The sequence below is a fragment of the Janthinobacterium kochi genome (assembly GCF_051380715.1).
GTDB lineage: Bacteria > Pseudomonadota > Gammaproteobacteria > Burkholderiales > Burkholderiaceae_D > Janthinobacterium.
Genome location: NZ_JBNYXO010000005.1, coordinates 136,573 through 157,359, shown reverse-complemented (window position 1 = coordinate 157,359; position 20,787 = coordinate 136,573). Strand labels below are relative to the sequence as shown.

17 protein-coding genes are annotated in these 20,787 nt (G+C 63.1%); 8 read left to right on the top strand and 9 right to left on the bottom strand.

The features are described 5' to 3' along the window. Genes ACQ4WL_RS13395 through hemC form a run of 3 tightly spaced genes read right to left on the bottom strand, consistent with a single transcriptional unit; the run spans nt 1 to nt 2,937 of the window. Nucleotides 1–1,161 (bottom strand): uroporphyrinogen-III C-methyltransferase, encoded by a 1,161-nt coding sequence (locus ACQ4WL_RS13395; protein ID WP_436510220.1) that lies wholly within the window; start codon nt 1,159–1,161, stop codon nt 1–3. Next, complete coding sequence (locus ACQ4WL_RS13390) at nt 1,158–1,958, bottom strand: uroporphyrinogen-III synthase (protein ID WP_436510219.1); 801 nt, start codon at nt 1,956–1,958, stop codon at nt 1,158–1,160. Before ACQ4WL_RS13390 ends, ACQ4WL_RS13395 begins: the two co-directional genes overlap by 4 nt. Continuing rightward, nucleotides 1,933–2,937, bottom strand: coding sequence for a hydroxymethylbilane synthase (gene hemC / locus ACQ4WL_RS13385; RefSeq protein ID WP_436510218.1), 1,005 nt, complete (start codon nt 2,935–2,937; stop codon nt 1,933–1,935). Before hemC ends, ACQ4WL_RS13390 begins: the two co-directional genes overlap by 26 nt. A gap of 243 nt (nt 2,938–3,180) precedes the next feature. On the opposite strand from hemC, the gene ppc reads away from it, so the two are divergent. After that, a complete protein-coding gene (gene ppc, locus ACQ4WL_RS13380; RefSeq protein ID WP_436510217.1) occupies nt 3,181–6,027 on the top strand; it encodes a phosphoenolpyruvate carboxylase in 2,847 nt (948 codons plus the stop codon). A gap of 177 nt (nt 6,028–6,204) precedes the next feature. Then, on the top strand, nt 6,205–7,962 hold the full coding sequence (locus ACQ4WL_RS13375; RefSeq protein ID WP_436510216.1) for a PAS domain-containing sensor histidine kinase: 1,758 nt from the start codon (nt 6,205–6,207) through the stop codon (nt 7,960–7,962). Between the two features lie 216 nt (nt 7,963–8,178). On the opposite strand, the gene rpoD is transcribed toward ACQ4WL_RS13375, so the two are convergent. Further along, complete coding sequence (rpoD, locus tag ACQ4WL_RS13370; RefSeq protein ID WP_436510215.1) at nt 8,179–10,737, bottom strand: RNA polymerase sigma factor RpoD; 2,559 nt, start codon at nt 10,735–10,737, stop codon at nt 8,179–8,181. Between the two features lie 567 nt (nt 10,738–11,304). Here rpoD and ACQ4WL_RS13365 point away from each other — a divergent pair. Both ACQ4WL_RS13365 and ACQ4WL_RS13360 read left to right on the top strand, forming a co-directional pair. Further along, a complete protein-coding gene (locus ACQ4WL_RS13365; protein WP_436510214.1) occupies nt 11,305–11,814 on the top strand; it encodes a ProQ/FINO family protein in 510 nt (169 codons plus the stop codon). Between the two features lie 9 nt (nt 11,815–11,823). Further along, nucleotides 11,824–12,465 carry a 3'-5' exonuclease gene (locus ACQ4WL_RS13360; RefSeq protein WP_436510213.1) on the top strand — a complete coding sequence of 214 codons (642 nt, stop codon included), beginning with the start codon at nt 11,824–11,826 and terminating at the stop codon, nt 12,463–12,465. Nucleotides 12,466–12,538: 73 nt separating this feature from the next. Here the strand turns inward: ACQ4WL_RS13360 and ACQ4WL_RS13355 are convergent, their stop codons facing one another. Both ACQ4WL_RS13355 and ACQ4WL_RS13350 read right to left on the bottom strand, forming a co-directional pair. Then, the gene (locus ACQ4WL_RS13355; protein WP_436510212.1) at nt 12,539–12,886 is read right to left on the bottom strand and encodes a DUF4870 domain-containing protein; all 348 of its coding nucleotides are present in this window, start codon (nt 12,884–12,886) and stop codon (nt 12,539–12,541) included. Between the two features lie 250 nt (nt 12,887–13,136). Next, a complete protein-coding gene (locus ACQ4WL_RS13350; RefSeq protein ID WP_436510211.1) occupies nt 13,137–14,558 on the bottom strand; it encodes an aminotransferase-like domain-containing protein in 1,422 nt (473 codons plus the stop codon). A gap of 163 nt (nt 14,559–14,721) precedes the next feature. Here ACQ4WL_RS13350 and ACQ4WL_RS13345 point away from each other — a divergent pair, with 163 nt between their 5' ends. Further along, nucleotides 14,722–15,456, top strand: a complete 735-nt coding sequence (locus tag ACQ4WL_RS13345) for a c-type cytochrome (protein ID WP_436510210.1) — start codon at nt 14,722–14,724, stop codon at nt 15,454–15,456. After that, on the top strand, nt 15,453–16,727 hold the full coding sequence (locus ACQ4WL_RS13340; protein WP_436510209.1) for a c-type cytochrome: 1,275 nt from the start codon (nt 15,453–15,455) through the stop codon (nt 16,725–16,727). The genes ACQ4WL_RS13345 and ACQ4WL_RS13340 overlap by 4 nt, the downstream gene beginning before the upstream one ends. 53 nt (nt 16,728–16,780) lie before the next feature. Here ACQ4WL_RS13340 and ACQ4WL_RS13335 read toward each other — a convergent pair whose 3' ends face one another. Beyond that, nucleotides 16,781–17,416 carry a class I SAM-dependent rRNA methyltransferase gene (locus ACQ4WL_RS13335; RefSeq protein WP_436510413.1) on the bottom strand — a complete coding sequence of 212 codons (636 nt, stop codon included), beginning with the start codon at nt 17,414–17,416 and terminating at the stop codon, nt 16,781–16,783. Between the two features lie 186 nt (nt 17,417–17,602). Between ACQ4WL_RS13335 and ACQ4WL_RS13330 the strand changes: the two genes are divergently transcribed. Continuing rightward, a complete protein-coding gene (locus tag ACQ4WL_RS13330; protein ID WP_436510208.1) occupies nt 17,603–18,388 on the top strand; it encodes a head GIN domain-containing protein in 786 nt (261 codons plus the stop codon). A 60-nt stretch (nt 18,389–18,448) separates the two neighbouring features. On the opposite strand, the gene ACQ4WL_RS13325 is transcribed toward ACQ4WL_RS13330, so the two are convergent. Both ACQ4WL_RS13325 and purU read right to left on the bottom strand, forming a co-directional pair. After that, nucleotides 18,449–18,991 carry a YaeQ family protein gene (locus tag ACQ4WL_RS13325; RefSeq protein ID WP_034758748.1) on the bottom strand — a complete coding sequence of 181 codons (543 nt, stop codon included), beginning with the start codon at nt 18,989–18,991 and terminating at the stop codon, nt 18,449–18,451. A 50-nt stretch (nt 18,992–19,041) separates the two neighbouring features. Continuing rightward, a complete protein-coding gene (purU, locus tag ACQ4WL_RS13320) occupies nt 19,042–19,911 on the bottom strand; it encodes a formyltetrahydrofolate deformylase (RefSeq protein WP_436510207.1) in 870 nt (289 codons plus the stop codon). Nucleotides 19,912–20,256: 345 nt separating this feature from the next. Between purU and ACQ4WL_RS13315 the strand changes: the two genes are divergently transcribed. After that, on the top strand, nt 20,257–20,769 hold the full coding sequence (locus tag ACQ4WL_RS13315; protein ID WP_436510206.1) for a phasin family protein: 513 nt from the start codon (nt 20,257–20,259) through the stop codon (nt 20,767–20,769). The last annotated feature ends 18 nt before the right edge of the window (nt 20,770–20,787 follow it).

The window sequence follows — 20,787 nt, the reverse complement described above, 5'->3', positions numbered from 1 at the left end:
TCAGGACTTCGCTTTGTAGTTGCGCACAGCCGCCAGACTGTCGGACAAGGTTGGCATTTCGATGGCCAGGTTGCTGCCCTGTACCTGGCGCAGCAGGGCTTGCGCCGTCTGCGTACTCTTGGCGCGGGTGTCGAAATACTTGGCCAGCGCATCCTGCGCGGCGATCAAATCATTCCTGAAGGCGGTTTCATTGCGCGACAACAAGGCCATGCGGGCATTGAGCAGGCGCAGCTTGACGTTTTCACGCAAGAAATACGATTGCGTTGGCGACAGCATCAGCGCTTCCGGCGTATCGACACGGCGGATGCGTATCAATTGACGCACGTCGGCCCACATGTCGCCGCTCCAGGTATTGAAGCCATCGCGCACTTTTTGCAGCAACGGTTCCGGCGCCGGCGGTCCTACCAGCTTGCCGCTGGCATCGCGCACGGGCTTGGCACCGGCCTTGGCCTTGCCCGGCTTTTCCGGCGCGGCCGGCAAGGCCGGCGTTTCGTCGGACAGCATCGGCAGGGAGTCGACCTGGGCGATCACGGCATCGAGGCGCAGCGCCACGCCCGTCGAATCGACGCTGGGCAGGGCCTTGAGTTTCTCCATGTCGCGCCCGATGGCGCGGCGGATGGTGATGAATTGCGGCTTGTCGGATCGCGACAGGCTGCGGTCGGCATTTTGCAGGGCGATCAGCGCGCCGGGCACGTTGCCGGCCAACTGCAGCTGCTGGCTGGCCGTCGACAGCACTTGCTCGATTTCCGTCAGTGCCCACTCGTCGCGGTTCTTCGACAAGTCGTTGTACAGTTGTTCCAGGGCCAGCTGCTGGCTTTGTGTTTCGCTCTGGCGGTTTTCCAGCGCGCCCACCTTGATTTCCAGCTCTTTCGTGCCTTCTTGCACGTTGCGCGCCAGCACGCCCGTTTCGGCGTTGCTGACATCGCCCTTTTGCAAGCGCTTGGCCACTTCTTCGCGCAGGTTGCGGATCTGCTTGCTGGTCGACCAGCTTTGCGCAGCCAGCAGCACGGCCAGCACGATGACGGCGATGCTCATGGGCTTTTGCAGCTGTTCGAGCAAGCTCGGCGCGCGGCCAGCGGGTTGGTCGGCCGCCTGCGGCGCCGTCTTCACGGCGCTGCCAGGCGTTGCATTCGGTTCGGAGAGTGTAGGCATTTCGTTCATGGTCGTGATTGTAACGCGGCGAGCACTCCTGCGTCGCCTGATCCTGTCAAGGTGACACGGGCAAAACCCAAGGCCGCCGCCGTTTGTGCAATGCGCGCGTGCGGCACGATCAAATGCTGCTGTTGCATTTTTGCAACAACCATCTTTCCATCGCCCATTTCACCCAGCAGCGCCAGCAAACCGCGCAACGCTTCCGAGCTGGTGATAATCCAGTCATTATTATGCTGCAACAGCTTTTCCAGGGTCGCCCGCAAGGCCGGCGTCAGCGTTGGCACCTTGCGGCGGTAGGCTGTGACGAACTCGACTTCGGCGCCGGCCGCGCGCAAGCCGTCAGCCAGGTAGTCGCGTCCGCCGTCGCCGCGCACGATCAGCACGCGCTTGCCGCGCAGGGCCGGCAAGTCCAGCGCCAGCAACAGATGTTCGGAATCGCTGCGCGCCGTGTCAAACGGGCTGGTGATGCTGGCGTTGGCCTGCGTGACGCCATGCGCGGCCAAGGCCATCTTGCTGCCCTCGCCCACCACGGCCAGCGGCACGCCTGGCGGCCAGGCGGGCAAGTGCGCAAAGACGCAATCGATGGCGTTGGGCGAGACGAACGCCACCAGGTCGTAGTCGCTCAGGCGCGCCAGCACGGCTTGCAGCTGCGCGCATTCCTCCGCGCCATCGAGCGCGTGGATTTCCAGCAGCGGCAGCAAGGTCACAGGCCAGCCCAGCGCCGCGATGCGGGCGGCCAGCGGCCCCGCTTGCGCCGCAGGCCGCGTGATCACCACGCTGTCAGGCATGCGGCGCCAGGCCTTCATGGTTGTCGGGTGTGACGGCGCACGAGGCGAGGATGCCGGCGGCGTCCTGGCCGCGCAGCAATTCAGCGACTTGCTCGCCCAACAGTTCCGGCGCGCTAGCCGGGCCACTGACGTCGGCGCTGGCCATGCGCGCGCCGTCCGGCGTGGCGACCATGGCGCGCAAACGCATCTGTTCGCCCTCGACGGTGGCGAACGCGGCCAGCGGAATCTGGCAACTGCCGCCGAAGATCTTCGATACCTTGCGCTCGGCCGTGACGGCTTGCGCCGTGGCCGTGTGGTTCAGCGGCGCCAGCAGGCGCACCAGGTCGGCGCCGTCGACGCGCCCGCTGCGGATTTCGATCGCCATGGCGCCTTGGCCGGCGGCCGGCAAGCTATCTTCCGGTGCCAGCACGGCGCGGATGCGCGACGCCAGGCCCAGGCGTTTCAGGCCGGCGGCAGCCAGGATGATGGCGGCGTAATCGCCACGGTCCAGCTTGCCCAAACGCGTATCGAGGTTGCCGCGCAGGGGCAGGATCGTCAGGTGCGGATAGCGCGCGGCGATCAGCGACTGGCGGCGCAGGCTGCTGGTGCCGACCACGGCGCCGTGCGGCAACTCGGCCAGGCTGGCGTAATCGTTCGACACGAATGCGTCGCGCGGGTCTTCGCGCTCGAGGATGGCGGCCAGGGCAAAGCCCTCCGGCAACTCCATCGGCACGTCTTTCAGTGAATGCACGGCCAGGTCGGCGCGACCTTCTTCCATCGCCACTTCCAGCTCCTTGACGAACAGGCCCTTGCCGCCTACCTTGGACAGGGCGCGGTCCAGAATCTGGTCGCCGCGTGTGGTCATGCCGAGAATTTCGACGCTACACTGCGGATACAGGGCGGCCAGGCGCGCACGCACGTGTTCAGCTTGCCACATGGCAAGACGGCTCTCGCGCGTGGCGATCACCAGGCGGGCAGGAATATTCAATTCGTTCGGGGTCAATTCGGATGCTTTCAAAACAAGTTCTTTCGCTGTGGCTGTCGTTGTCATTATCGTTGCCAATTCGCCCGTCCGATATCAATTTATATCGAAAAGGCACCCGGCGTCGCTATAATCGTTATCCCTTGGCCTAGAAGGCCAAGTCAGGCTAGCGTCCATGTTGAAGACCACAAATTTTATCATGCGCCCCCTCCCCTCTGCGGCCAAACGCCCGGTGCGATGCACATTCCCTTGCTTTTACACTTACTTTGGTTCTTTATTATGCTCAATGACGCAGTAGCACCAGAAATAGTTCCAGCGGCCGCCTCCGACAAGGACGCGCCACTGAAAGAAGACATCCGCCTGCTGGGCCGCCTGCTGGGCGACGTGCTGCGCGAACAGGAAGGCGACGCCGTCTTCCATGTGGTGGAAACCATACGCCAGACGTCCGTGCGCTTCCGCCGCGAAGCGGACGCGGGCGCCGCGCTGGAACTCGATGCCATGCTCAAGGAACTGAGCCGCGAACAGACGATTTCCGTGGTGCGCGCCTTTTCCTACTTTTCGCACCTGGCCAACATTGCGGAAGACCAGCACCACATCCGCCGCCGCCGCGCCCACCTGCTGGCCGGCTCGCCGGCACAAAAGGGCAGCGTCAGCTTCGCGCTGAAAAAACTGCGCGCCGCCGGCGTGCCGCGCAAGACGGTCGACACCTTCTTCCAGGACGCCCTGATCGCCCCCGTGCTGACGGCCCACCCGACGGAAGTGCAGCGCAAGAGCATACTCGACGCCGAGCACGACATCGCCCGCCTGCTGGCCGAGCGCGACGTGCCGCAGACGCCGAAAGAGCGGCAAGCCAACATGCAGCTGCTGCGCTCGCGCGTTTCCACCCTGTGGCAGACGCGCATGCTGCGCTACTCGAAGCTGACCGTGGCCGACGAGATCGAAAACGCCCTGTCCTACTACCGCATCACCTTCCTGCGCGAACTGCCGGGCCTGTATGACGATATCGAGGACGACATCGCCGCCGAGTACCCGAACGGCGACGGCACCATCGAACCGATCAACGCCGCCTACGTGCAGATGGGCAGCTGGATCGGCGGTGACCGCGACGGCAACCCCAACGTGAATGCGGGCACCATGCAGCACGCGCTGGCGCGCCACGCCACCACCATCCTCGACTTTTACCTCGACGAAGTGCACGCGCTGGGCGCGGAATTGTCCGTCTCGACCCTGATGGTGGGCGTGAGCGCCGAACTGCAAGCACTGGCCGACCAGTCGCCGGACGCCTCGCCGCACCGCAGCGACGAACCGTATCGCCGTGCCCTGATCGGCATCTATGCGCGCCTGGCCGCCACCGCCCGCGCGCTGGGCGCCACCAACATCCTGCGCAAGGAAGTGGGGCCGGCCGCCGCCTATCCGGACGCGGCCGCGTTTGTCGCCGACTTGCGCACCATCGTCGCCTCGCTCGAATCGCACCACGGCATCGCCCTCGTGCGTCCGCGCCTGGCCACCCTGGCGCGCGCGGCCGACATCTTCGGCTTCCACCTGGCGTCGCTGGACATGCGCCAGACTTCCGACGTGCACGAACGGGTGCTGGCCGACCTGTTCGCGAAAAGCGGCGTGGCCGCCGACTACACGGCCCTGTCCGAGGAAGATAAGCAGGCGCTGCTACTGAATGAACTGGCCCAGCCGCGTTTGCTGTACTCGCCCTACATCGCCTACGCCACGGAAACGGATTCCGAGCTGGCGATCCTGCGCGCGGCGCGCGACATCCGCCAGCGCTACGGCGCGCGGGCCATCCGCAACTACATCATTTCGCACACGGAAACCGTGTCCGACTTGCTGGAAGTATTGCTGCTGCAAAAAGAAACGGGCTTGCTGCGCACCGACTGGAAGGCGGCAGGCGGCGACAGCACGTGCGAGCTGATGGTCATCCCCCTGTTCGAGACGATACCCGACCTGCAGCGCGCGGCCGGCATCATGAGCGAGGTCATGGCCTTGCCGTTGGTCAAGCAATTGATCGCCAAGCAGGGACAATTGCAGGAAGTCATGCTCGGCTATTCCGATTCGAACAAGGATGGCGGTTTCCTGACCTCCAACTGGGAACTGTACAAGGCCGAACTGGCATTGGTGGCGGATTTCCGGAAGGCCGGCGTCAAGCTGCGCCTGTTCCATGGCCGCGGCGGTACGGTGGGCCGCGGCGGCGGCCCCAGCTACGAAGCCATCCTGGCCCAGCCGCCTGGCACCGTCAACGGCCAGATCCGCCTGACGGAACAGGGCGAAATCATCGCCTCGAAGTTTTCCAACGCGGAAATCGGCCGGCGCAACCTGGAGTTGCTGGTGGCCGCCACCCTGGAAGCGAGCCTGGCGCCGCAGGAAGCCAATCCGGCCCGCAACGGCCAGCTGGCGCAGTTCGAAGCCGTGATGGCGCAGCTGTCGGACCTCGCCTATCACGCGTACCGCCACCTCGTATATGAAACGCCGGGCTTTACCGAGTATTTCTTCTCGGCCACGCCGATTGCGGAAATCGCCGAACTGAACCTCGGTTCGCGCCCCGCCTCGCGCAAGGCCAACCAGCGCATCGAAGACTTGCGCGCCATTCCCTGGGGCTTTTCCTGGGGCCAGTGCCGCTTGCTGCTGCCGGGCTGGTTCGGCTTCGGCAGCGCCATCGAGGCGTGGATCAACGATGGCGCGGGCGCCGCGAAAGATGACAAGATCGCCACCCTGCGCGCCATGTACGCCGAATGGCCGTTCTTTGCCACCCTGCTGTCGAACATGGACATGGTACTGGCCAAGACGGATCTGGCGATTGCCTCGCGCTATGCGGAACTGGTGGCGGACCAGGACTTGCGCGAACGCATCTACAAACGCATCACGGACGAGCATGGCAACACCTTGCGCTGCCTGGACCTGATCACTGGCAATACCGAGCGCCTGGCGGGCAACCCGCTGCTGGCGCGCTCGATCCAGAACCGCTTCGCCTATCTCGACCCGCTGAACCACTTGCAGGTGGAGTTGATCAAGCGCAACCGCGCCCTGTCGGCGGAAAGCAAGATCGACGAAAGGGTCCACCGTGGCATCCAGCTGTCGATCAACGGCGTGGCGGCCGGCCTGCGCAACACGGGCTGATCGCGCCAGGCTGCCTTTGGCAGGCAGGGGCCGGCACCGCAAGGGCCGGCCCTTTTGCTTGTTCAATGGCAAAATATTCTCAAGAAAGCAACAATTGGCATTACACTAGCGGTTGACACCTTTCCTACTCCGGCCCCATGCGCACCGCAGCGGCCGACCATGACGCCAGGGACGCGGATGAGCAAATGGTCGATTGAAACGCTGAGTGCGGCATGCGCCGCACTCATCCTGATCATTCTGGGCTGGCTGGCGGGCGCAGCCTGGCCGGAGCTCGACTTCTGGGAGCATGTCTGGCTGGCCCTGCTGCTGCTGGCCGCCGCCAGCACGGCCATGTGGCTGATGCGCAAGCTGCGCGCCCACCTCGCCAGCACGCGTTTGCAGCTGGACGCCAGCCTCATGCGCTACCAGCACCTGAGCGAAACGGCGCAGGACGGCATGTGGCAAACGGACGCGCACGGCCGCATCCTGTACGTCAACCAGCGCCTGTGCGACATGCTGGGCATCCCCGCCGAGCAGTTGCTGAACCACTCCATGGCGGAATTCCACGACGAGGCCACCTTGCTGCGCCTGTGTCCGCTGCGCCAGACGGCGAAGGATAGCTGCATGGGAGAACTGCAGTACCGCCATGGCGACGGCACACAGCGCTGGGCGATGCTCAGCGGACGCCGCCTGTACGACCGGCGCGGCGCCTTGACGGGCGCGCTGGTGATGGCCAGCGACATCACGGAACACAAGCGGGCCGAGCACGCGTTGAGCCTGGCCCATGCGGAGCTGGAAAGCCGCGTGGCCCTGCGTACGGCCCAGTTGCTCGATGTCAATCTCCAGCTGTCTGCGGAAATCGCCATGCGCGCGCAAACGGAAGCGGCCCTGGCGCGCAGCGAAGAGCGGCTGCAGGACATCATTTCCATGATGCCCCTGTCGCTGTTCCTCAAGGATGCCGATTCGCGCATGCTGCTGATGAACCAGGCCTGCGAGCAGCAATGGGGCGTGCGATTCCAGGATATTGCCGAAGGACGCGACCTGCAGCACTTTCCTGCGGACCAGACCCAGGGATTCCACGCGGCGGACCAGGAAGCGTTTGCCAGCCGTCAGGTGGTGATCCGCGAAGAACTGGTGTGGAACGCGCAGTTGCAGGAAAATCGCCGGGTGCAGACGCACAAGAAGCCCGTGTTTGATGCGCAAGGCCGGCCGCAAATGATCATCGCCATGGGCATCGACATCACGGAAAGCAAGCGCAACGAGGAAAACCTGCAGCGCACCCTGGCCCAGCTGCGCGAACTGACCGACCACCAGCAGACCATCAAGGAAGAGGAAAGGCGCCGCATCGCGCTCGACATTCATGACGACCTGGGCCAGAACCTGATGGTACTGCGCATCGACGTGTCGCTGCTGCATGCGCGCACGGCCAGGACCCACCCGCGCCTGCACCGCCATGCGCAGCGCGTGCTCGACACCATCGACGCCACCATCCGCTCGGTGCGCACCATCATCAATGACTTGCATCCCAGTACCCTGGAGCTGGGACTGGGCCCGGCGGCCGAATGGCTGATCCGCCAGATGGAGGGCCGTAGCGCCATCCGCTACCGGCTCACGCTCGACAGCGAGGCGCCAGACCTGGGCCTGGACCAGCGCCAGACGTCGGCCATCTTCCGCGTGCTGCAGGAATCGCTGTCGAACATCGTGCGCCACGCTCAGGCCAGCGAGGTGGAAGTGGCGCTGGCGCAAGATACGGACGCCATCGTGCTGCGCATCAGCGACAACGGCATCGGCATGCAGCCGGGCGACCACGGCAAGCGGGCCGCCTTCGGCCTGAAAAGCATACGCGAACGTGTCCACGCGCTGGGCGGGGAACTGCGCATCGACAGCCAGGCGGGCCGGGGCACGGCGCTGGCCATCCACCTGCCCGTCGCCAGAAGCCAGCCCATCGAAGCCTAAGTAACCCCCAATAAATTATTGTGATTTCTGGCTTCCATATCCGGCGCTCTGCGGCGTTACCCGCTGCTAGCAGTGCTCGCACTGCGTCGCAGCGGGCGCCTTGCATAGCATCCGGTTCTGTTCGTCATAAATTCACAATAATTTCCTGATGATTACTTAGGACAATTCCAAGACGAAAAAAAAGAGGCTTGCGCCTCTTTTTTTCTTGCCATACGCTTAGTTTTGCGTCAGGAAGGTTTTCAATTTATCCGAACGCGAAGGCTGGCGCAGCTTGCTCATGGCTTTCGCTTCGATCTGGCGGATGCGCTCGCGCGTCACGTCGAACTGCTTGCCCACTTCTTCCAGCGTGTGGTCGTTCGACATTTCCACGCCGTAACGCATGCGCAGCACTTTCGCTTCGCGCGGCGTCAGCGAATCGAGTACTTCCTTGATCACGTTGCGCATCGACGCATGCAGTGCAGCGTCCAGCGGCGCCAGGGTGGTGTTGTCTTCGATGAAGTCGCCCAGTTGCGAATCGCCATCTTCGCCCATCGGCGTTTCCATGGAAATCGGCTCTTTCGCGATCTTCATGATTTCGCGCACCTTGTTTTCCGGCATTTCCATCTTGACGGCCAGGGTCGCCAAGTCCGGTTCGCTGCCCGTTTCCTGCATGATCTGGCGCGAGATGCGGTTCATCTTGTTGATCGTTTCGATCATGTGCACCGGCACGCGGATGGTGCGGGCCATGTCGGCGATCGAACGCGTGATGGCCTGGCGGATCCACCAGGTAGCGTAGGTCGAGAACTTGTAGCCGCGACGGTATTCGAATTTATCGACAGCCTTCAGCAAGCCGATGTTGCCTTCCTGGATCAGATCGAGGAATTGCAAGCCGCGGTTGATGTATTTCTTGGCGATCGAGATGACCAGACGCAAGTTGGCGACCGTCATTTCGCGTTTTGCGTGACGCGCACGCTTTTCGCCGGCAGCCATCTGCTTGTTGATCTTGCGCAAGTCAGCCAGCGGCAGGGCCACGCGCGCTTGCAGGTCGATCATCTTCTTTTGCAGTTCCTTGACGGCAGGCACGTTGCGGCTGAGGATGGCGCTGTACGGATACTTGCAATCGACTTCGCGGTCGACCCATTCCAGATCGCATTCATTGCCCGGGAACACCTTGATGAAATGGGCGCGCGGCATGCCGCATTTGTTCACGCACAGTTCCAGCACGGCGCGCTCGATGTGGCGCACTTCTTCCATCTGGCCGCGCAGGGTGTCGCACAGCTTTTCCACGACCTTGGCCGTGAAGCGGATGCCCAGCAGTTCCTGCGAGATGGCTTCCTGCGCCTTGATGTAGGCTTTCGAGTTGTAGCCCTCGGGCGCCTTGCGCATCTTGTCGTACTGCGTCGAAATGACGTTGAATTTCTCCAACGCATTCTTTTTCAGCTGCGCCAATTGCTCGCTGGAGAAACCGGCCGCGCCGCCATTGGCGTCGCCATCTTCTTCCTCGGCTTCTTCTTCCTCTTCATCGTCGTCACCGCTGGCGGCGGCAGGCGCGGGAGCGGCGGCGGGTGCCGGGGCATTGCTTTCGTTCAAATCGACAAAGCCGTCGACCACTTCATCGACCTTGATTTCGTCGCGCGCGATTTTTTGCGACAGTGCAACGATTTCGCCGATAGTGGTGGGGCAGGCGGAAATTGCCTGGATCATGTCTTTCAAGCCGCCTTCGATGCGCTTGGCAATCTCGATCTCGCCTTCGCGCGTCAGCAGCGCCACGGCGCCCATTTCACGCATGTACATGCGCACGGGGTCGGTGGTGCGGCCGAAATCGGAGTCGACGGTCGACAGGGCGGTAGCGGCAGCCGCTTCCACTTCATCGTCGCTGGTGACGGTGGCGACGTTGTCGGTCAACAACAAGCTTTCCGCGTCAGGGGCGCGCTCGTAGACGGCGATGCCCATGTCGTTGAAAGTGGCGATGATGCCCTCGATGGCTTCCGGATCGATGATGTTTTCCGGCAATTGGTCATTGATCTCGGCATAGGTGAGGAAACCGCGTTCCTTGCCCATATTGATCAAGCCCGTGATCTGTTTGCGGCGGCGTTCCAGGTCTGCTGCCGAGGCTTCCGGATCGCCGAGCGCATCGGCCAGGCCGCCCTTGGCCTTGCGGTCGCGCGCTTTCGACACGGCCTTCAGTTCAGCGCGCTCGACGGCGTTGAGCGCTGCCACTTCATCGTTTTCCGGCGTGAATTCGCTTGGCTTGCGGCCACGGCGGCCGGGTACCTTGACGGTCGGCAGGAAGTAATTCGAGGTATCGATGGCGGCCAGGGCATCGGCGTCCGTGGTCTTGCTGACCACTTGCGCGCCGGTGATGATGGTCACGGGCGCCGCTTCGGGCTTGGCGCGCACGACTTTCGAACGGGCTGCCGTCACCACTTTATTCGTGGCGGCGCTTTCGCTGACCTTGCGTGGCACGGCCGGGGCCTTGGCGCCAGGGGCGATCTTCACGCTTGGGGCCTTGGCCGGTGCAGTATCGGCGACCTCGGCGACCTCGGCAACGGCTTCGGCAGCCGGTGCGGCAACGGGCGCTTCCGCAGCCGACTCGGCCGGTGGTACGGCAGCGAGGCGCGAACGGCTTTTCTTTACCACGGTGACGACGGTGGGCGCCGTCGTCACGGTAGCTTCCGGATTCGCTTGCGCATTATCGATGAAGTAAGATAAAGTCGTTTTGGGTACGGCAAGTGGCGCCGCAGCTGGGCGTGGCGCCTTGGCGGACAACGTTAAAGTTTTTGGCGTATTCTTCATGAGATATCTCTTAATGCGAGACCAGATGGTGTCGGCGCGAAGTGAATGATTCCACCTAAGCCTGCGAAACCGGACTCGATGGAGCGTGTTGTTGCGGCTGCCGTCAAAGGCAGCGGCGCCTGTCTATCGGGGCGCTCAAAGCCCGCGCATCCCGTAACGAGAGCGGCGGGGCCGAAGCCGGATCAGATAAATAAGCGATGTACATTGCGGAATGAAAAAAAGCCCGTACCAGAACGGGCTTGAATCTATTGTTGTTCAGTGAAGACACAGCGGAGAGCAAGATTATGCACGAAGGCCAGTTATCTGGATAATTGATAAGCAAAATATCTGATATCAAAAATATCAATAATGATGGCCCTGCACCGCACTGCTCCTATCCCCTGCACACCTGAGCCAGACCGTCAAATACGGGGTCCAGTCATCAGCGCAAGCCGACATTATACACATTTCCCGCATTTCGCGCAGCGCGCACTGTAGTACGGCCCCGCTTATCTCAGTGCAAGTTGCCAAAAAAGACAATGCACTTGCCTGTGGCGCGTGCTATGCTCCCCTTTTATAGCCCAACCAATGATGTCGATGACCAGCTCCACGCCAGACCAGCAAGCCACCACTCCTGACACGCCAGTCGATGCAGCCCCAGCGGCGGCACCGGTCGCAGCGACCACGCCGGCACCTGCCGGCCTGACCGCGCGCGCCCTGCTCAAGCAGTTCCAGGAGCAATTCCCGCCATTCCGCGATAGCCTGCCCTTGTCGATCGGTATCGACAAGCAGATCCTGGCGCGCCTGCCGGACCTGGACCGCAAGCTGATGCGCACGGCGCTGGGCATCCACACGGGTTCGCTGCGTTACCTGCGCGTGATGGAAAAAGCCAAGATCCGCTACGACCTCGACGGCACGGCCGGCGCGGAAGTGACGCAAACGCACCGCGACCACGCCACGCAAGTCTTGCAGCAGCGCTTCAAGAAGGAAGCCGAGCGCAAGAAAGCCGAGCGCGATGCGGCCGCCGCCGAAGAAGCGAACCGTTTGCGCCTGGAAAAACTGAATCAGCTGACCGCGAAATTCTCGCGCAAAGGTTGATCCGGTTTCATGGACACAGCTGCCGCACCGCCACTGCCCCCCTATCAAGGCATTGCACTCGAGCACGTCAAGCTGGTACGCACCAATGACGAAGCCAGGGCAGCCATGGCCGCCCTGCTGGCAGCGGACGCCATCGGCTTCGATACGGAATCGAAGCCGACGTTCGTCAAGGGCGAATCCTCCACGGGGCCGCACCTGATCCAGCTGGCCACCGACGACATCGCCTACCTGTTCCAGGTGGGCGCCACGCCGCCCCTGGCCGAACTGAAAGCCATCCTCGAATCGACCACCACCCTGAAGGTGGGCTTTGGCCTGTCCGACGACGTCAAGCGCCTGCGCAACAAGCTGGGCATTGTTCCAGCTCAAGTGCTGGACCTGTCCGTGGCCCTGCGCGGCGGCCAGCGCAACGACCTGGGCGCCAAGACGGCCGTGGCCAAGTTCTTCGGCCTGCACCTGCAGAAGTCGAAAAAGATTTCCACCACCAACTGGGCGACGTCGCGCCTGACGGAAAAGCAGATCCTGTACGCGGCCGACGATGCGCAAGTCGCCCTGCGCGTGTACCGCCGCTGGATCGCCGACGGCGGCAAGGTAGCGCCACAAAAAGCGCCGCGCGCCAGCACGCCGCCGGCCACGCCGCCCGCACCCGCCTGAGCTGGCGCGCCTTTCCGCAGTATTGCTGGCGCTGCCCGGCCGCCCGGGATGAAACCCGGCGGCCGGCGCTGCCTTATTTGACGAGGCGCAAGGTCAAGGGATAGCGGTAGGTGATGCCATTGCTGGCCTTGACGGCCGCGACGATCGAGCACACCAGGTTGGCCAGCGCCACCACCCAGAACATGAACAGGCCGATCAACACGAACGACAGGATGAAACAGGCGAAATACCAGATGATCAGGGTGATCTGGAAATTCAGCGCTTCGCGTGCGTTCTCGGCCGAAAATTTATCCGCATCATCTTTCTTGATCAAATAAATGATCAGCGGCGCCACCCAGCTGGTAAACAGGCCGCCAACGTGAGACAGGATGGCGATCGTCGTATCTTGCGTACGCGTCACTTCCGGCTGCGTGTTATCCATTATTATTCCCATCATTAGTTATAGATACATCAATATAACAGCAATATTTCTTTTTGAAATGAAACACTTGCTGGCGCAAGGGACTTTTTTGGCTATGTCACCATCAGATGTGGGCAATGCTCCAAGTGTCGCCTTCCATTCGGCTGGTCGCAGGATTCGCTCCTGCGTGGCGAGTATGCAGAGTCAGACAGCTGCGCAGCGGGAAGATTCCGGCATTTCCCCTAGTTACCGGGAACAGAGCCGACTTTTTTCATGCGCCGCTTGCCGCCGCCAGCGCCAGCCGCCCCAGCGTGGCGATGGCCTCTTCCAGCTGCGGACTCCACGGGTGGCCGTAATTGAGGCGGATGCAATGGCGAAACGCGCGCGTGGCGGAAAAGATGGGGCCGGGCGCGATGCTGATGCCGGCCGCCAGCGCGCTGCGGTGCAAGGCCAGCGCATCGACGCCGGCAGGCATCTCCACCCATACAAAATAACCGCCCTGCGGCCGCGTGACCCGCGTGCCAGGCGGAAAATGCACGGCGATGGCTTGCAGCATGGTGTTTTGCTGCGCCGCCAGGGTCAGCCGGAGTTGGCGCAAATGGCGGTCGTAGCCGCCCTGCGCCAGGTAATCGGCCAGCGCCATCTGCAGCGGGATGGGCGCCGACAGGCTGGTGGTCAGTTTCAAACGCTCGACCTGGCGCGCGTAGCGGCCCGCCACGGCCCAGCCCAACCGGAAACCAGGCGCCAGGATCTTGGAAAACGAACTGCAATGCATCACCAGCCCCGCGCTGTCATGGCTTTTCGTCAGGCCGGGACGCTGCTTGCCAAAGTACAACTCGCCATACACATCATCCTCGATCAGCGGCACGCCATGGCGCGCCAGCAGTTCCACCAGCGCGCGCTTCTTTTCCGGCGGCATCAGGCTGCCCAGGGGATTCTGGAAACTCGTCATCAGCCAGCACGCCTTGGGCTGGTGGCGCTGCAGCAACTCTTCCAACGCCGCCAGGTCGACGCCGTCGCGCGGGCTGGTGGCGATCTCGACGGCCTTGAGCTCCATCCGCTCGAGCGCCTGCAAACAGGCATAGAAACTGGGCGACTCGATCAGCACCGTGTCGCCAGGCCGCGTGACAGCTTGCAGGCACAGGTTCAGGGCTTCCAGCGCGCCATTCGTGATGACGATGTCATCGCTGGAGACGAGCACGCCATCGAGCTGGTAGCGCAGGGCGATCTGGCGGCGCAATTCCGCATTGCCCAGGGATAAGTCCGTGACCGTGCTCCACGGGTCGAGGCGGCGCATGCTGGCCGACACGGCCCGCGCCAGCCGTTCCATCGGAAACAGATGGGGGCTGGGAAAGGCTGAACCAAAGGGCACGATATCGCGCGCGCCCACGGCGCCCAGCACCTCGAAGACGAGGTCGCTGACATCGACGGTGGTGCTGGCGTCGAGCGGACGCGAGCTGTCCGGCTCGGGCGCCAGCGCGGCGCGCTGTGGCGCCACGTAATAACCGGAGCGGGGCCGCGAGACGATCATGCCGCGCGCTTCGAGCAAATAATATGCCTGGAACACCGTTGACGGGCTCACGCCCCTGCGCGCATGCTGCTGGCGCACGGAGGGCAATTTATCACCAGGCAACAACAGCTGCGTGCTGATCATGACGGCGACTTCTTCCGCCAATTCTTCATATCGTTTCAAGCCTGCTCCTCAAACTGATCCGTAGTTTTATTGCACAACTGATCCTGTCACAATGACAGTGCCCGGTATATGCTAGGGTAACAACATCCGGGCAGCAACACCGGCACGCCATCCCGACCGACGAGACAGCTTATTTCCCATGCCATTTCCCATGCGACTTTCCATGCTACTGCATTCCCCCCTCGTGCCGGTGCTGACCCTGGCCCTGGCCGTTGCCTTGCCCGGCATGGCAACGGCCGCACCGGCCACACTGCCAGCCGGCCACGACAGCCTGGAACAGCGCATCAAGGCGTGCACCGCCTGCCATGCGCAAAAGGAAGGCCATGACGCCTTCTTTCCCCGCATCGCCGGCAAGCCGGCCGGCTACCTGTACAACCAGCTGCTCAATTTCCGCGAGGGAAGGCGCCAGTATCCGATGATGAACTACATGGTCGAGCACTTGCCGGATGATTACCTGCGCGAGATCGCCGACTATTTTGCGGCCCAGCACCCCGCCGCGCCGCCGGCCCAGCCCAGCAGCGCCGGCACGACAGCCCTGGCGCGGGGCAAGCAGCTGGTGCTGCAAGGCGATAGCGCGAAAAAAATCCCGGCCTGTATCGCTTGCCATGGCCAGCAGCTGGCCGGCGTGGCGCCCGCCATTCCCGGCTTGCTGGGCTTGCCGCGCGACTATATCAACGCCCAGCTGGGCGCCTGGAAGAATGGCATCCGCCGCGCCCATGCCCCCGACTGCATGGCGCAAGTAGCGCAGCGCCTGTCGGACGCGGACGTGGGCGCCGTCTCCGCCTGGCTGGGCACGCAAGTGGCCAGCGCCGACGCACGTCCCGCCAGCAACATCGCCCTGCCCTTGCCGCTGCACTGCGGCGGCGTGCCGGGCTCCAGCGCGCAGGTGGCGCCATGAAAAAATGGATGATCGCGGCCGGTCTGGTGCTGATCGCCGGCGGCAGCGCCAAATTCCTGCTGTACCCGGACGACGACATCGGTCCGCCCGCCCTTGCCAGCACCCTGAGCCAGCAACAGCTGGTCGCGCGCGGCGCTTACCTGGCCAAGGCGGGCGACTGCATGGCCTGCCACACGACACGCGGCGGCGTGCCGTACGCTGGCGGTCGGGCCTTGCAAACGCCGTTCGGCAAGGTGCTCTCGCCCAACATCACGGCCGACAAGGAAACGGGCATCGGCAGCTGGACGGCCGACGATTTCTGGCGCGCCATCCACAACGGCAAGTCGAAAGATGGCCGGCTGCTGTATCCGGCCTTTCCGTACACCAGCTACACCAAGGTGCAACGCGAAGACAGCGACGCCCTGTATGCGTATTTCCAGAGCGTGCCGCCGCACAGGCAGGCAAACGCGCCGCACGCGCTGCGCTTCCCTTATAACCAGCAAATCGCGCTGGCCGCCTGGCGCGCGCTGTACTTCAGGCCGGGCGTGTATCAGCCGCTCACGACGCAAAGCATGGAATGGAACCGCGGCGCCTACCTGGTGCAAGGCCTGGGCCACTGCAGCGCCTGCCATAGCAGCCGCACCACCCTGGGCGGCAGCGACGACGGCCTGTCGGGCGGCCTGATCCCCGTGCTGGGCTGGTACGCGCCGTCGCTGACGTCGGACGCGGAAGCGGGCCTGGGCGACTGGGACACGGCGCATATCGTGGAGTTGCTGCAAACGGGCGTCTCGCCGCGCGCCACCGTGTTCGGCCCCATGGCCGAGGTGGTGCGGCAAAGCTTGCAGCACATGAGCACGGCCGACGTGCAAGCGATGGCCGTCTACCTGAAAAGCTTGCCCGGCCCGGCGCAGCCCGCACGACGGGCGCCGCGCGAGACGTCGGAGCAAGCCAGGCAACAACTGGCCCTGGGCGCAAAGCTGTATGAGGCGCATTGCGCGAGTTGCCACCAGGCCGACGGCAAGGGCGTGCCGCCCGGCTATCCGCCGCTGGCCGGCAACCGCGCGCTGACGACGGACTCGGCCGTCAACGCCATCCGCCTCGTGCTCAACGGCGGCTTTGCGCCGGGAACCAGCGGCAACCCGCGCCCCTATGGCATGCCGCCGTTCGGCCCCGTCATGGATGACGCCGAGGTGGCGGCCGTGGTGACGTATCTGCGCGCTTCGTGGGGCAATGATGCGCCGGCGGTTTATGCATTAGAAGTAAACAAATACCGCAGCGTGCCCCTGGAGTAGCAGACATGAAAAAACCGGCCTGGGCCGGTTTTTTTCACGTCAGGCAGCCGTTCTCAACGGAACTTGCTTTTATGCCCCGTCTTCAAATCGAGCGCATAGCGCACGCCATTATCCGTCAGCATGACTTCATCGGGCGGCTCCTCGCCGGCCAGGGCGCCGTCGATCAGGGGCAGGCCTTCGCCCTTGCGCATCAGGTCGTCGCAGCGCTCGTACACGTTAGCGCAACCGGTGGACGCCATCAACGATTGCACGATGGCCACTTTCCACGCATCGACGCCACCGGCATTGAATTCGCAGATCAGATAGCCTTGCATGCCGCCAAACAGCTGCACCACCAGACCCGGCAAACCCTCGTCTTCGCCTTTGATCAGGGTCAACAGCTGGTTCTCGCCCGCCTTCTTGATGGCCGGCAGCTTTTTCTCGATGGCGGCCTTGACCCGGCGCTTGATCAGCGCGTGGTCGACCGGTTCGTCTTCCTTGAAGCTCCAGATGCGCGCGCGAATCTGCGACTTCGAATTGTAGGCGGCGCGGGAGATGAATTGCTTGGCCGAGGTCTGCACGATGGCCGTCGAGCCGGGCTTCATTTTTTCCTGCGGCTTGCCTTCGACTTTTTCAATCGCGGACGCGTAAATCCACGATTGGCCCAGCAAGCTCTTTTCCTTGCCCTGTTTGATGGTGATGATCAGCATGTAATTCCAGTAGTGTGCCCGGCGCGTGCCGGTCGTCGTATGTCCCACCGACATGATACCTCATGCCATCCAGTCGCATCCTCCTGCATTCTGTCCCGTCAGCATTGCCGTCTGTCGCAGCGCGGTACGCAGGCGTGACCGGCTGGCATACCATGCACACAGTCCAATTCAAAACAGGGAGCAAGAATGACACACGCAATTTTCCAACCCCGCCATGCCCGCGCCGTGACCACCCTGCTGCTGGCCGCCTGCGCCCTGGCCATCCCGGCTGCGCCGGCGCTGGCCTCGCCGCTGGACTGGATTTCCGGCAACAGCATCCAGGGCAGCGGCAAGCTGCAAAAGCAGACGCGCGAAGTGGGCAGTTTCCATGCCGTGGCGCTGAACGTGCCGGGTACGGTCGAACTGCGCATCGGCAACACGGACAGCGTCAGCATCGAGGCCGACGACAATATCCTGCCGCTGATCGAGACGGCGGTGGAAAACGGCACCCTGCGCATCCGGCCCGCCAAACGCAACGCCAACTTCCGCCAGAGCAGCCTGACCATCGTCATCCAGGCGCGCCAGGTGGAGCGCGTCAGCGTGGGCGGCTCGGGCAACATTACGGCAACGGGCTTGCGCGCCGAGAAGCTGCGCTTCGACGTGGGCGGCTCCGGCTCCATCAACGCGCGCGACCTCGACAGTCGCATGGTGTCCGTGGCCATCGGCGGCAGCGGCAACTTCAAGGCCAGCGGCAAGACGGAGCAGCTGACGGCATCGATCGGCGGCTCGGGCAATATCCAGGCAGGCCACTTGGCCGCGCGCGAGGTGCAGGTGAGCATCGGCGGCTCGGGCGAGGCACAAGTGTGGGCCAGGGATGACTTGACCATCAGCATCGGCGGCTCGGGCGAAGTGAGCTACTACGGCGACCCGCGCATCAGCCGCAGCATGCAGCGTTCGAGCAGCATCAAACGGCTTGGCAGCACACCCAATTGAACGCCCGCAATGACAAAAGCCCGGATCGCTCCGGGCTTTTTGCGTTTCAAACAATTAAAATCAGCGCGCCGGCTTCACCGGTTCACGGTCGATCAAGACCGTGTTGACGCTGTCGGTCAGCCAGATCTGGCCATCCTGGATCGTGCATTGCAGCTGCATGTTGCGCTGCGCCAGCTTGCTCATGTCTTGCGCCGCCTCGGATGGCAGGTTGATCACGGTCAAGTTCTTCGCCCGTTCCAGCTTGTTGGCGATCTGCTTCCACCAGATGTGGCTGGTTGCGCCATAGCTGTAGACGATCACCTGTTCCGAACGGCCGCAAGCCTTCAGGATGCGTTTTTCATCGGGCTGGCCCACTTCGATCCACAGCTGGATGGCGCCCGTCAAGTCTTTCTGCCACAGGTCAGGCTCTTCCGTATCGAACAAGCCCTTGGTGAAGGTCAGCGCTTCATCCGCATGGATGGCGAACGCCAGCAGGCGCACCATCATGCGCTCGTCCGTTTCGGACGGGTGGCGCGCCAGCGTCAGCGCGTGATCCTGGTAGTAATTGCGGTCCATGTCGGCGATCTGCAGATCGGCTTTGAAAATTGTTGCTTTAAGGGCCATCGTATTTCTGTCTCGGTAAAGTGGATGTCAATATTGTACGGGTGGCGGTATCAGCGGAAAACTACCGTCTTGTCGCCATTTTTCAGGATGCGGTGCTCGACGAACCATTTCACGGCGCGCGCCAGGACCACGCACTCGACGTCGCGGCCGATGGCCGTCAGGGTGTCGGCATCCATCGCATGGTCGACGCGCTCGACATCCTGCTCGATGATCGGGCCTTCATCCAGGTCGCCGGTGACGAAATGGGCCGTCGCGCCGATCAGCTTGACGCCGCGGTGATGCGCCTGCGCATACGGCTTGGCACCCTTGAAGCTGGGCAGGAAGGAATGGTGGATATTGATGGCGCGGCCGTCGAGCGCCTGGCACAGGCCGGGCGACAGGATTTGCATGTAGCGCGCCAGCACCACCAGGTCGATCTTGTGTGTGTCTATCAGCTCGATGATCTTCGCTTCCTGCGCCAGCTTGGCCGTTTCCGGCGCACCGGCCGCCAGCGGCAGGTGGTGGAAGGGAATATTGTAGCTGGCCGCCAGCTGGTAGAACTCCATGTGGTTCGAGACGATGGCGGGAATTTCCACGTTCAGCAAGCCGCTCTTGTAGCGGAACAGCAAATCGTTCAGGCAATGGCCGATCTTCGACACCATCAGCATCACGCGCGGCTTGACGCGCGCATCGTGCAATTGGCCATTGAGCTGCATGACTTGCGACAGGTCGGCAAAGTCGCTGCGCAACTGGGCGTCGCTGACGGCGCCGTCTTCCAGCGCGAAATGCACGCGCATGAAGAACAGCTGGGATTGCTGGTCGCCGAACTGGGCGGAATCGAGAATGTTGCAGCCGTGTTCGGCCAGGAAGCCGGACACGCGGTGCACGATGCCGCGCTGGTCCAGGCAGGACAGGGTCAGGATGTATTCGGGATGCGTCATGGTCGCGGGATAAGGCAAAAAAGGTGGGCTATGCTCGGCTCAGCCACGCGCACCGGCCATCGGCTGCGCTGCCGCGAGCCAGCTATTGTCGCACGGCCGGGCCTGTAAGCCGGCATTTTCCACACAAGCTGCATGGCTGCCCGCGACGGCAAGCCGATTCACGTTCATTTGATCTGGCGCAAAGTCATCGCGATTTTCCGCCTGCCAGACGCCATTCTCGCACCAAACCGGCATCCGGCGTGGAACCTGGCACGCCATCCGGCGTCTATCTCTTTGCTTGTTTCAGCACACGTCGCATCCGGTACACCGGGTGTTTCTCGGACCAGATTTTCATTGAGGTAGAACATGTTCACCAACAGTATCCCCCAAAGTCTCAGCCCCGCCCTGAAGTCCCACCTGGAGACCCAGTGCAATTTCGCCACAGAACTATCGCGCAAGCTGTTCGATACGGCGCAGCAACTGGGCGAGCTGCATCTGCAACTGGCGCAAGACCTGCTGCAGGAATGGAACAGCGCCAGCCAGCAACTGCTGTGCGCGCGCGACGCGGGCGAGTTCATGTCGCTGGCCGCTGCCCAGTTGCAGCCGGGCAGCAACAAGCTGCGCCAGTACCAGCAGCAACTCGGCAATCTCGTCGCCAACGCCCATGTCGAGATGAACCGCACGGCAGAGAACCACCTGCCCGAAGCCAGCCGTACGGCCGTGGCTTTCGCCGATGAAGTGGTGCGCAAGACGGCCGAAGAAACGGAAAAAGCCACACAGCGCCAGCGTGAAATGATCGAAAAAATGCACGCCACGGGCCGCCACGATGGTGCGGGCCGCAGCCGCGAGACCGGCAAGCAATCCGATCAGGCGCATTGAGCATCTGATTCCCACTCG